General features: G+C 63.4%; 12 protein-coding genes. 5 read left to right on the top strand and 7 right to left on the bottom strand.

What is annotated here, in order from left to right; translation table 11 throughout:
• Positions 1–51: 51 nt before the first annotated feature.
• The gene (locus tag ASD63_RS15105; RefSeq protein WP_034797389.1) at positions 52–750 is read left to right on the top strand and encodes a tRNA (guanosine(46)-N(7))-methyltransferase TrmB; all 699 of its coding nucleotides are present in this window, start codon (positions 52–54) and stop codon (positions 748–750) included.
• A 302-nt stretch (positions 751–1052) separates the two neighbouring features.
• Here the strand turns inward: ASD63_RS15105 and ASD63_RS15110 are convergent, their stop codons facing one another.
• Together ASD63_RS15110 and ASD63_RS15115 are read right to left on the bottom strand one after the other, a co-directional pair.
• Entirely contained in the window at positions 1053–1310 is a 258-nt protein-coding gene (locus ASD63_RS15110) for a DUF1150 family protein (RefSeq protein WP_034797387.1), read from the bottom strand.
• A 47-nt stretch (positions 1311–1357) separates the two neighbouring features.
• On the bottom strand, positions 1358–1789 hold the full coding sequence (locus ASD63_RS15115; protein ID WP_034797386.1) for an Hsp20 family protein: 432 nt from the start codon (positions 1787–1789) through the stop codon (positions 1358–1360).
• 240 nt (positions 1790–2029) lie between these two features.
• Here ASD63_RS15115 and ASD63_RS15120 point away from each other — a divergent pair, with 240 nt between their 5' ends.
• A complete protein-coding gene (locus ASD63_RS15120) occupies positions 2030–2974 on the top strand; it encodes a nucleoside hydrolase (RefSeq protein WP_034797385.1) in 945 nt (314 codons plus the stop codon).
• A gap of 75 nt (positions 2975–3049) precedes the next feature.
• On the opposite strand, the gene ASD63_RS15125 is transcribed toward ASD63_RS15120, so the two are convergent.
• From ASD63_RS15125 to ASD63_RS15135, 3 genes are all read right to left on the bottom strand, one after another.
• Positions 3050–5455, bottom strand: a complete 2406-nt coding sequence (locus ASD63_RS15125) for a methyl-accepting chemotaxis protein (RefSeq protein ID WP_034797382.1) — start codon at positions 5453–5455, stop codon at positions 3050–3052.
• A gap of 358 nt (positions 5456–5813) precedes the next feature.
• Positions 5814–6713, bottom strand: coding sequence for a ribokinase (locus ASD63_RS15130; protein ID WP_034797380.1), 900 nt, complete (start codon positions 6711–6713; stop codon positions 5814–5816).
• Positions 6714–6765: 52 nt separating this feature from the next.
• Entirely contained in the window at positions 6766–7959 is a 1194-nt protein-coding gene (locus ASD63_RS15135; protein WP_034797378.1) for a DNA recombination protein RmuC, read from the bottom strand.
• Positions 7960–8110: 151 nt separating this feature from the next.
• On the opposite strand from ASD63_RS15135, the gene def reads away from it, so the two are divergent.
• From def to truA, 3 genes are all read left to right on the top strand, one after another.
• Positions 8111–8635, top strand: coding sequence for a peptide deformylase (def, locus tag ASD63_RS15140; protein WP_034797616.1), 525 nt, complete (start codon positions 8111–8113; stop codon positions 8633–8635).
• A gap of 163 nt (positions 8636–8798) precedes the next feature.
• On the top strand, positions 8799–9734 hold the full coding sequence (gene fmt, locus ASD63_RS15145) for a methionyl-tRNA formyltransferase (protein ID WP_034797375.1): 936 nt from the start codon (positions 8799–8801) through the stop codon (positions 9732–9734).
• Positions 9734–10477, top strand: a complete 744-nt coding sequence (gene truA, locus ASD63_RS15150) for a tRNA pseudouridine(38-40) synthase TruA (protein WP_034797373.1) — start codon at positions 9734–9736, stop codon at positions 10475–10477. Before fmt ends, truA begins: the two co-directional genes overlap by 1 nt.
• Positions 10478–10487: 10 nt before the next feature.
• On the opposite strand, the gene ASD63_RS15155 is transcribed toward truA, so the two are convergent.
• Positions 10488–11087: a hypothetical protein gene (locus ASD63_RS15155; RefSeq protein WP_034797371.1), complete on the bottom strand. Its 600-nt coding sequence runs from the start codon at positions 11085–11087 to the stop codon at positions 10488–10490.
• Positions 11074–12267, bottom strand: a complete 1194-nt coding sequence (dapE, locus tag ASD63_RS15160; RefSeq protein WP_034797369.1) for a succinyl-diaminopimelate desuccinylase — start codon at positions 12265–12267, stop codon at positions 11074–11076. Before dapE ends, ASD63_RS15155 begins: the two co-directional genes overlap by 14 nt.
• Positions 12268–12379 lie beyond the last annotated feature (112 nt).

The following is a 12379-nucleotide window of genomic DNA, read 5'->3' on the forward strand; positions in this document are numbered from 1 at the left end:
TTGATTTTGGGTTGGCCTGATCCAGATCGGTATGACCAAGGGAAAGACGACATGACCGAACCGCGCCGCGCCAGAGCAACCGAGGCCTTTTTCGGCCGCCGCAAGGGCAAGCCGTTGCGCGAGCGGCAGGCGGCGCACCTGGAAACCGTGTTGCCGACCCTGAAGCTCGACCTTTCGAGCCCGCCTCCGGCGGACCTGAAGACCCTCTATCCGCAGGGCGTGGACCGCATGCGCCTCGAAATCGGTTTCGGCGGCGGCGAACACCTGATCCACCGTGCGGCCGAAGCGCCGTCGACCGGCTTCATCGGCGTCGAACCCTTCGTCAATTCCATGGCCAAGCTCGTCGGTCATATCGAGGAGCGCGGCGTCAGCAACGTCAGGCTCTATGACGACGATGCCACCCAGGTCCTCGATTGGCTGCCGGCCGCGTCGATCGACCAGATCGACCTGCTCTATCCGGACCCGTGGCCGAAGCGCAAACACTGGAAGCGCCGTTTCGTCTCCAAGGTCAATCTCGATCGCTTCGCCCGCGTGCTGAAGCCCGGCGGCGTGTTCTGCTTCGCCTCGGATATCGATACCTATGTCAACTGGACGCTGTTGCACTGCCGCGATCACGCAGCCTTCGAGTGGACGGCAGAGACGGCTTCCGATTGGCTGACACCCTATGAGGGATGGCCGAGCACGCGCTACGAGGCCAAGGCACGCAGGGAAGGGCGAAGCTCCGCCTATCTCACCTTCCGGCGCGTCTAAAGCAATTCCAGGAAAAGTGCGAAGCGGTTTTCCGTCCGGAATTGCGGACTGGAAGATCAATTCCAGGAAAAGTGCGAAGCGGTTTTCYGTSCGGAATTGCGGACTRGMAGATCAATTCCAGGAAAAGTGCGAAGCGGTTTTCTTCCAGGAAAAGTGCGAAGCGGTTTTCTGTGCGGAATTGCGGACTAGCAGATCAATTCCAGGAAAGGTGCGAAGCGGTTTTCCGCTCGCGCTTGCGTCGCTCTCGAGAGCGACGGCTTCCATTCAAGCGTCCGATTGCCGTCTCCACCGACGGCAGCCTGTCAGTGCAGGGTGACCGTCTTCAGATCATCCTCGGCCGCCTTGAAGAAGGTGCTGGAACGATTGTCTGTCAGAAGGATCGGCGTGCCGTCGGCGCCGAAAAGCGCCCAGAGATCGATACCCGGTCCCATCTCCGGCGCTTCCGGGAAGCAGCGCGAGACTTCTTCCGAGCGCATTTTCCGGATGTAGCCGATTTCGCCTTCGCCGAGATGTGCGAGGTCGTTCTTCGACAGCGACGAGCTGATGTCTTTCAGTCCCATGGTGACACTCCGTGGTCGCCGGTGAGGGGAGAATCCCGCCGGTTATCCTACTCTGGGACTGAAATGTTAATTTTCTTTACCATACGAACCGGTTCGGGACGAACGAGGTCGACGGAGAGCAGGCCGTTGCGCAGTTCCGCGCCCAGAACCTTCATGCCGTCGGCGAGAACGAAAGTGCGTTGAAACTGGCGTGCCGCAATGCCGCGGTGCAGGTAATCACGGTCGCCGTTGTCGATCTGCCGGCCGCGGATGACGAGCTGGTTCTCTTCGGTGGTGACTTCGAGATCTTCTTCGGAAAAGCCTGCCACGGCGAGCGTGATGCGCAACCGTTCCGGTTCGTCGGTCGAGGCATCGCCGCGAACGCGTTCTATGTTGTAGGGCGGGTATCCGTCGTTGCCCTTGGCAATCCGCTCAAGGGTCTTTTCCATCGTATCGAAACCCAGCAGAAGCGGGCTCGTAAAAGGGGTAATTCGGCTCATTCTTCAAGTCCTTGCGAGATCAAGCGACCGTTGTTCGGACCTGCCTTGCAGCATCCTTTCCGCAATATGGTAGCTGTGCGCAATGAGTGCAAGCCGCTTGCCTCCGGCGTGCACGCAAATCATAGTCCGCTCTCGCAGAATCCGGGAATGGGACAAAGGAACGCCAGGGCGTTTACTCCCGTCCGGCCCAATGCAACGTATCGATCGCGCCGAACAACGTGGTCCAGGGAGGACGAGAAAGTGCCCGTGCCGAGAAAGATAATCATAGACACCGACCCCGGGCAGGACGATGCCGCCGCCATCATGCTCGCCTTCGGCAGTCCGGAAGAGATCGACCTGCTCGGTATCACCGCGGTCGCCGGCAACGTGCCGCTGGCGCTGACGGCCCGCAATGCGCGCATCCTGTGCGAGCTCTGCGACCGGCCGAAGGTTCGGGTGTTCTCGGGCGCCGACAAGCCGATTGCTCGCCCGCTGGTGACCGCCGAGCACGTGCACGGCAAGACCGGCCTTGACGGCCCGGAGCTTGCCGAGCCGACAATGAAGCTCGAGGAGCAGCATGCGGTCGACTTCATCGTCGAGACGTTGCGAAAGGAGCCAGAGGGCACCGTGACGCTCTGCACGCTCGGCCCGCTCACCAACATCGCGCTGGCCCTGCAGAAGGCGCCTGACATTGCGCAGCGGGTCAAGGAACTGGTGATGATGGGTGGCGGCTTCTTCGAAGGCGGCAACATCACGCCCGCCGCCGAATTCAACGTCTACGTCGATCCCGAGGCAGCCGACATCGTCTTCCGTTCGGGCGTTCCGATCGTGATGATGCCGCTCGATGTCACCCACCGGGTGCTGACCCACAAGGCGCGCGTCCAGAAGATCCGCGACATTGGCAGCCGCCCGGCGATCGCCATGGCCGAGATGCTCGAATTCTTCGAGCGCTTCGATATCGAGAAGTACGGCACCGATGGCGGCCCGCTGCACGATCCGACGGTCATTGCCTATCTGTTGCGCCCCGAGCTTTTCACCGGCCGCGATTGCAACGTCGAGATCGAGACCAAGTCGGAGCTGACGGCCGGCATGACCGTCGTCGACTGGTGGCAGGTCACCGGCCGGCCGCACAACGCCAAGGTTATGCGCTTCGTCGACGACCAGGGCTTCTTCGACCTTTTGACCGAGCGGCTGGCTCGCATCTGAGCCTCGGCTCAATCATCGTAGTTCAAACAAAAACGGCGCCCCGAGAGGCGCCGTTTTCTTTTCTCGTTCCGTTGATCAGAACTCTTCCCAGTTGTCCTGGGCAAGCGCGTTGGCGCCGGAGGTCTGGGTCAGCACCCGCTGCGTCGAAGCCGAGTAGCTGCTTCGCGCTGGGTTCGCCGCCGGAGCGGGCCGCGCCTCGCGGGCGGGGGCCGGGACCGGAGCGGGGCGTTCGGCCGCGCGCATGCGCTCGGCCGTGCCACGCAGCATAGCCGCCGAGGACGGTTGGGCCGATGCGGTCGCCTGCGCGACCCGGAAGCGGGCCACGAGCGTGTTGAGCGTTCGGGCTTCTTCGTTGAGCGCCATGCCGGCCGCGGTCGTTTCCTCGACCATGGCGGCGTTCTGCTGGGTTACCTGGTCCATCTGGTTGACGGCGGAGTTGATCTCCTTCAGGCCGACGGCCTGTTCCGAAGCGGAGCTGGAGATCTGGCGGATGAGGCCGTTGATCTGCACGACCTGCTCGGCGATCTTTTCGAGCGCGCCACCGGCCTTGCCGACGAGATCAACACCTTCGCGCACCTGGCCGGCCGAGGTGTTGATCAATGTCTTGATCTCCTTGGCGGCATTGGCAGAGCGCTGGGCGAGTTCGCGCACTTCCTGGGCGACGACGGCAAAACCCTTGCCGGCCTCACCTGCACGCGCCGCTTCGACACCGGCGTTCAGCGCCAGAAGGTTGGTCTGGAAGGCGATTTCGTCGATGACGCCGATGATGCGGCTGACTTCGTGCGAGGACTGCTCGATGCCCTTCATCGCGGCAATCGCCTTCTGCACCACCTCGCCCGACTGTCCGGCATCGCTGCTGGCCACATCCACCGATTTGGCGGCGACCTTGGCGTTTTCGGCGCTGGCGTTGACCTGCGAGGTCAGCTCGTCAAGAGCCGCTGCTGTCTCTTCCAGGCTTGCAGCCTGCTGTTCGGTCCGGTGCGACAGGTCGTTGGCGGCGCTGCTGATTTCGCTGGTGCCGTTGCCGATGTTGACGACCGAATGGTTGACGGTGCGGATCGTCTCTTCGAGGCTTTCCATCGCCGCGTTGAAGTCGCGCTTGAGCTGCGCGTATTCGCCCGGGAAATCGTCGGTGATGCGGAATGCGAGATCGCCGGACGACAGATGCGAGAGACCCTTGCCGAGGCGGGCGACGATGTCGCGCTGAAGCGCGCTCGATTCTGCACGCTCGGTTTCCGAGCGGCCGCGTTCGCGCTCGGCCTGTTCGCGCTCATGGCGGGCTTCGCCTTCGAGGCGCTTGGTGTCGGCAAGCTGATGGCGGAAGCCTTCGAGCGCCTTGGCGACTTCACCGGTTTCGTCGGAACGATCCTGGCCGGCGATCGCCTTGGTGTAGTCACCGTGGCTGAGGTCGTTCACGTCCTTGACGAGGCTTGCCAGCGGCTTCTGCACGAAACCACGAACCGCGAGATAGAGACCGAGCAGCACAGCGCCGAGCACGACGAGGCCGCCGACGATCATCATGTAGGTCTGATCCTTGACCGGCGCATTGATCGCGGTGCGCGGCACGTCGACGAGCACGACCCAGCTGGTGTTCACGCCCGAGAGAGTGAACGGATAGACGAGACGGTCGAAGGGTTCGTTGCCGTCATAAGAGAGGTTGGAGATGATGCCCGGCTTGCCGGAGGCGAGCGCGTTCTTGACGACCTCGTTGCCTTCTCCGTCATACTCCTTGAGCAGAAGGTCCGGGATCGGTGCGACCAACCATTTGCCGGTCTGCGACAGCAGGTAGACGCGACCGGTGTCGAAGGGCTTCAGCTTCGAGAGGCCATCGCCGAGCGAGGCGAGCGAAATGTCGACGCCGGTGACGCCGAGAAGCTTGCCGCCGGACATGACCGGGTAGGCGATCGAGCTCATCGCGGTCGGAACGTCGGTGTCCTGCGCGGTGTAGGGCTGGGTGATGGCACCCTTGCCGCTTTTTGCCGCGAGTTTGTACCACTCGGCCGCGTAGTCAGCGCCGAAAGTGGAGTACTGGATTTCGTTGGTGCGGCTCTTCGACCAGTAGGGCGTGAAGATGCCCTTGTCGTTACCGCCCAGTTCCTTGTTGTTGACGAGGTCTTCCTGGCGACCATCGAAAGCTTTGGGTTCTTCCGCGAACCAGCTGCCGAAGGCGAACGGGTTCTGCTCGAGGTTTGCCCTGAGGATGTTGATCACCCCGGTGCGCTCCAGCGACTTTTCGGCATGTGCGCGGCCGAGGATGCCCGCCATCGAGCGGGCAGCACTTGCAAGCTCGCCGATGTCGCCGGCAATGTCGGAGGCAATCGCGCGGGCTTCGCCGCCTGCCTGTTCGAGGACCAGCGTTTCGACGCGGTCCTGGGTCTGGGATATGAGAACGAAATTCGAGGCAAGCAAGACAAGTGCGATCGTGCCGCCTGTCACCGCGATCAGTTTGGTCGCCAGCGATTTGGCTTGGAACTTGAACATGAAATCCTCACGTGCTGGGAGGTTCGCAGGTTTTCACCTGCGGTGGACGCATTTCGCAATGGGGGTGAACTCCATCATGGAGCGTCAGATGCCGACCGGCATGTTGGAGACGACCAGGCGCTTTGGCCGGTTTTCTCACGGTCCTGAATAGACTGGAGATTCTTAAGATAGGGCCAACACGGACGCTGTTTTACGCATCGCTTGCATAAAATTGCACGCAAAGTTTTATGTCCGCGACATCGGCTGTCCGGATTGCGCAAGCGGCCGTCGGGAGGGTGAAATCTATGCGGGCCAGGGCCTGGGAAAAATGAGACGGGCGACTTCGCCCGTCTCAAGTGCGTGCTTTCTGGCGCAGGATTTAGAGACGCGACGCCACGTCCGCAGCGAGCGGGATCGAGGGCTGGGCGCCGCTCTTCAGGCAGGCGAGGGAGCCGGCGACTGCTGCGCGGCGCAGAGCGTCGGGGAAGGCGATGCCAGCATCGAGGCTGGCTGCGAGATAACCGCAGAAGGTGTCGCCGGCGCCGACGGTATCGACCGGCTCGATCTTCAGGCCCTTGGCGCGCTGGATCTCGCCTTCATGTACGGCCACCACGCCTTCGGCGCCGAGCGTGACGATGACCGTCTGGCCAGTCTCCGCGTGCAGCGCCTTCATCGCTTCTTCGCGCTCAGTGCTCCCGATACCGCTCTTGCCGGCCAGCAGTTCGAATTCGGTTTCGTTGGCAATGACGATATCGGCCATGCGGCCGAGGCGGGCTGCGTCCGGTGTCAGCGGCGCGATGTTGATGACCGAACGCACGCCCTTCTGTTTGGCGGCGGTGAGCGCCTTCTCGACCGAAGCGGCCGGAATTTCGAGCTGCAGCATCAAGGTATCGCTGGGCTTCATGCCGTCGACGGCCTTCACCGCATCGGCTTCATCGACCGTCGCATTGGCGCTGGCGACGACGACGATGACATTTTCGCCGTCACCGCCGACGAGGATATGGGCGGTGCCGGTCGGCTCGCTGACCGTCTTGGTCAACGACAGGTCGGTGCCTGCACCCTTCAACAGTTCGAGCGCGCCGTCGGCAAAGCTGTCCTTTCCTACCGCGCCTGCCATCTGCACCGTCGCGCCGGCACGTCGTGCGGCCAGCGCCTGGTTTGCGCCCTTGCCGCCGGCGGCGGTCGAAAAGCTGGTGCCGGCGACGGTTTCGCCGGGCTTCGGAAGGCGCGCGGTGGTGGCGATCAGATCCATGTTGATGGACCCAAAAACAGTAATCATGTGAAACTATCCTGTCGGCTTTGCGAATTGGGCCGGAGAGTGCCCGACAGCCTCAGTCCTCGTCAACCACCCGCAGGCGCAATTGCCCGACCCGATTGTCGACCGCGGCACGTGGTTCGTCCGCGTCCCGTGTGCCGCCTTCCGCTTGCAGCTCTAGGGCCTCGATCTTGGCCCCGCGGCGGGTGAGCTTGCTGGAGGAAACGAGGATGTCCTCGACATCCTTCTGGCTCATGGCGAAATGGCCCTGCAGCTTGCGCACGCGCTCGTCGAGACGGTCGAGATCCTCCATCAGCCGCGCGACTTCGCCCTGGATCAGGTGCGCCTGCTCGCGCATGCGTGCATCCTTGAGGATCGCCTGGATCACCTGGATCGACAACAGCAGCAGGGAGGGCGAGACGATGACGATCCGCTGGCGGTGCGCCTTCTGCACGATCGCTTCGAAATGCTCGTGGATCTCCGCAAAGATCGATTCCGAGGGTACGAAGAGGAAGGCGGTATCCTGCGTTTCACCTGGGATCAGATACTTGCCGGCGATGTCGCGCACGTGCGTTTCCATGTCGCGGCGAAAGAGTTGGGCGATCTGCTGGCGCCGCTCCGGGGTCGGAGCATCCCGCATCGCGTTCCAGGCTTCGAGCGGAAATTTGGCGTCGATGACCAGCGGCGGCTGGCCGTTCGGCATGCGGATGGTGCAGTCGGGCCGCACCCCGTTCGACAGCGTCGCCTGGAATTCGAAGGCACCCATCGGCAGCCCGTCGGCGATAATCGCTTCCATGCGCGACTGGCCGAAGGCGCCGCGCGTCTGCTTGTTCGATAGAATCGCCTGAAGTCCGGCCATGTCCTTGGCGAGCGACTGGATGTTGTTCTGGGCCGTGTCGATGACCGCGAGGCGTTCCTGCAGCCGGCGCAGGTTCTCGTGTGTCGCCTTGGTCTGCTCGCTGATCGAGGCGCCGATGCGATGGGTCATGCCGTCGATGCGCTGGCTGAGTGTCTGGTTGAGCTCCGCCTGCCGGGCGCCGAACACCTCGGCCATGGCCGCGACCCGCCCTTGCATCTCCGTCTGTGCTGCCAGCAGCATTGCCATCTGTTCCTGCCGCTCGTCGTCGCGGGGATTGCGCCGGCGCGAGAGCGCCATCAGGCCGGCAACAGCCAGCACAAGGCCGGCGGCAATCGTCAGATGGCCCAGGGTAATCGGCAGGGTGCCGATGAAAAACAACGGCTGGGCGAAGGGAAGGGGCGCGGGTTCCATGCGCCAAACCTAACAGATTCTCTCGCGAAGTGTAGATCAAAACAAGAACATATGTGCGCGGCGGTTAACGCCCGACGAGGGACGAGCGGGTGCCGCAGGTGGCAAGGCAATTTCCTTGCGCGTCGATGGAAAGATCGGCTATGGGAGCATCATGACCATCAAGCCGCTTATCATCCTTCCCGATCCTGTGCTTCGCCAGGTTTCAACGCCGATCGAAACCGTCGACGCGGACGTCCGCCGTCTGGCCGATGACATGCTCGAAACCATGTACGATGCCCCCGGCATCGGCCTTGCCGCGATCCAGATCGGTGTCGCCAGGCGCATGCTGGTGCTCGACGTTTCGAAAGAGGGCGACGAGAAGACGCCACTTGTCTTCATCAACCCCGAGATCGTCGCTTCGTCCGACACCTATTCGGTTTACGAGGAAGGCTGCCTGTCGATCCCGGACTACTACGCCGAGGTCGAGCGCCCCGCTGTCATCACCGTCAAGCACCTCGACCGCGACGGCAAGGAACAGACGATCGAGGCCGAAGGCCTGCTCGCCACCTGCCTGCAGCACGAGATCGACCACCTGAACGGCGTGTTGTTCATCGACCACATCTCCAAGCTCAAGCGCGACATGGTGATCCGCAAGTTCACCAAGGCTGCCAAGACGCGCGGCGCAAAGGCGATCTGAGCCTTCGATCGCGGAAGATCACGCGAAATTTTGAAGGCGGGAACCCATTGAACATTCCAGGAAGAGCGTGAAACGGCTTTCTTGGAATTGTCCTGTTTTTAGAGAATGAGATCATTTCGCCGTTTCCCCGCATGAAGTGATCTGAAAGGACGGAGTTACCGCCTTGTCGCTTCGCATCATCTTCATGGGCACACCGGAATTTTCGGTGCCGACACTGGCGGCACTTGCCGAGGCGGGCCATCAGATCGTCGCCGCCTATACCCAGCCGCCGCGGCCGGGTGGCCGCCGCGGGCTCGATCTGCAGAAATCGCCGGTGCACCAGGCGGCCGAACTGCTGGGTATTCCGGTGCTGACGCCGGTCAACTTCAAGGACGAGGCGGACCGCCAGACCTTCCGTGATTTCGACGCCGACGTCGCCGTCGTCGTCGCCTATGGCCTGCTTCTGCCCGAGGCCATCCTCACCGGCACCAAGCTCGGCTGCTACAACGGCCACGCCTCGCTGCTGCCGCGCTGGCGCGGTGCAGCCCCCATCCAGCGCGCGATCATGGCCGGCGACCACGAGACCGGCATGATGGTGATGAAGATGGAAAAGGGGCTCGATACCGGCCCGGTCGCCCTCACCAAGACGGTTCAGATCGGCGAGACGATGACCGGGGGCGAATTGCACGATCGCCTGATGCAGGTCGGCGCCAGTCTGATGCGGGAAGCGATGGCAAAACTCGAGGCCGACGATCTGCCGCTGACGGTCCAGGCCGAGGACGGCGTCGTCTACGCCCAGAAGATCAGCAAAACGGAAACCCGCATCGATTTCGCCCGTCCCGCCCGCGAGGTCCACGACCATATCCGCGGCCTGTCGCCATTTCCGGGCGCCTGGTTCGAACTTGAGATCGCCGGCAGGCCGGAGCGCATCAAGGTTCTGAACTCGGAGCCCGCTTCCGGCGAGGCCGAGGCCGGCACGGTGCTCGACGATAATCTGACGATTGCCTGCGCCGAGGGCGCCGTTCGGCTCACCCGCCTGCAGCGCGCCGGCGGCAAGGCGTTGGGTGCGGCCGACTTCCTGCGCGGAACGCCGGTTGCGCCCGGCACGAGGCTCGGCTGATGCCGCGGTTCAAGCTGACCGTCGAATATGACGGCTCGGACTATGTCGGCTGGCAGCGGCAGGACAACGGAGAGTCCGTCCAAGGGGCGATCGAAAAGGCGATCCTGTCGCTGACCGGAGAGACCGTGTCGATCCGCGGCGCCGGCCGCACCGATTCCGGTGTGCACGCCAGTGGCCAGGTCATGCATGCGGATCTCACGCGTCCGTGGAAGCCCTACACGCTGCGCAACGCGCTAAATGCCCATCTGGGGCTTGCGGGCGAGCGGGTGGCGATTCTCGAGGCCGAGGAAGTGTCCGAGGAATTCGACGCGCGCTTCTCGGCGCTGCGCCGCCACTATCTCTACCGCATTATCTCGCGGCCCGCGCCGCTGGCGCTTGAAGCCCGGCGCGCCTGGTGGGTGCCGAAGCCGCTCGACCATGAAGCCATGCATGCAGGCGCCCAGCGCCTCGTCGGCCATCATGACTTCACCACCTTCCGCTCCGCCCATTGCCAGGCGGCGAGCCCGGTGCGCACGCTCGATCGGCTGGACGTCGCGCTTGTCGCCGGCGTCATCGAGATCCGCGCAACGGCGCAGAGCTTCCTGCACAACCAGATCCGCTCCTTCGCCGGCTCGCTGAAGCTGGTGGGCGAAGGCAAGTGGACGCCGGATGATCTGCAGGCAGCGCTTGAGGCCCGCAACCGCAAGGCCTGCGGCCCCGTGGCGCCGCCCGATGGGCTTTATTTCCTTCAGGTGGACTACTGATCCCGAAGTCCTAGCTTGTCGGGATCAGACCGAAGAAGCGCTGCAAGAGATCGCCGATCATCATCGACGGCAACAGGAACAGCGCCGTCAGCGCCGAGGCAAGCAGCGTCTGGTTGCCGGTCACCATGCGCAAGAGCCGGAAGAGCACCGCAACGCTGATGACGAGCAGCGTCAACCAGATGAAGCTCGTCAGCCCCTGGCTCCCGGGAATGACGACACGGATCGCCGCCGGCACCGCCATGGCGTAGGAGAGCGGAACCGAGAGCCAGTTTGTGGTAACGACGATCGGTACCACCGCTCCGGCAAATCCGAGTGGGCGCGAGAGAATGGCGATCAGCACCAGCGGCAAGAGCCAGCTGACGAGATCGACGACGAGCAGCTTGAAGATGAAGCCGATGCCGATCGTGGTGCCATCAGGCATGACCGAGAGGTAGTAGAGCCGCCAGGACGCCCAGGTGACGGCGATCGCCGGCAGGCACCAGAGCATGGACGTGAACGAGCGCCAGAGGCCACTCTCGCTGAAATCGAGCCAGCGGAAGCCTTCTTCGTTACCCTGCGCCAGGAGCCAGAGCCCCCGGATATAGGCAAGCACCTCATCAAGCAGCGGCATGGCCGAACCAGCGGGCGATGAAGGTTTCATAGATATTGGTCAGGGTCTCGAGGTCGGCGACGGCGACCCGTTCGTCGACCATGTGCATCGTCTGGCCGACGAGGCCGAACTCGACCACCGGGCAATAGTCCTTGATGAAGCGCGCATCCGAGGTTCCGCCGGTCGTCGACAGCTTCGGCTGGCGCCCCGTGACGGCTTCGACCGCGCCGGAGAGCGAATCGATCAGCGCGTTGTTGCGCGTGAGAAACACGTGGCTCGGGCGCTCGGCCCAGACGATTTCGTAGCGAACGGGGGCGCGGTCCGGACGCAGGCTACCGCTTGCCGCGGCACGGTCGAGCCGGGCGATGATCTCGGCCATCAGGCTATCCGCCGTCCATGTGTCGTTGAAGCGGATGTTGAAGGCGGCCGTCGCCTTGGCCGGAATGACGTTGACGGCACTGTTGCCGACATCGATCGTCGTCACTTCGAGATTGGAGGGCTGAAAGCTCTCGGTGCCGTTGTCGAAGGGTGGGTCCATCAGCGCCTGCGTCAGCTGCAGGATGCCGCGCACCGGGCTGTCGGCGAGATGAGGATAGGCCGCATGGCCCTGCACGCCGTGAACGGTGATGCGGCCGGACAGCGAGCCGCGCCGGCCGATCTTGATCATGTCGCCAAGGCTCTCCGGGTTGGTCGGTTCGCCGACCAGGCACGCATCCCAGCGCTCGCCCTTGTCGGCCGCCCATTGCAAGAGCTTGGTGGTGCCATTGATCGCCGGTCCCTCTTCGTCGCCGGTGATGAGGAAGGAGACCGAGCCCTTCGGGGCGCCATGCTTTTCGACATGGCGGGCGATTGCCGCGACGAAGCAGGCGATGCCGCCCTTCATGTCGACGGCGCCGCGGCCATACATCTCGCCGCCGGCAATGTCGGCCGAAAACGGACCGTGGCTCCAGGCGGCCTCGTCGCCGACGGGAACGACATCCGTATGCCCGGCAAACATCAGATGCGGGCCTTCGGTTCCAAGCCGCGCATAAAGGTTCTCGATGTCGGGCGTGCCAGCCTCCTTGGCCATCACGCGGTCGACCGCGAAGCCGAGCGGCTTCAGCATGGCTTCAAGGGCTGCAAGCGCGCCGCCTTCGGCCGGGGTGACTGAGGGGCAACGAATGAGGGTGGCGAGATTGGCGATCGGATCGGTGGAGGTCATCTAACGTTATGCCGTCTGCATGGCCACGAAGGGCCTTGGGAATGGAGGCTGCTGGTTTATCCGATCGCCAGCGAACTGTCACGCAGGATGGGGCACGCGAGACGGGAACTGT

The organism is Ensifer sp. Root558 (genome assembly GCF_001427045.1).
Taxonomy (GTDB): Bacteria; Pseudomonadota; Alphaproteobacteria; order Rhizobiales; family Rhizobiaceae; genus Ensifer; species Ensifer adhaerens.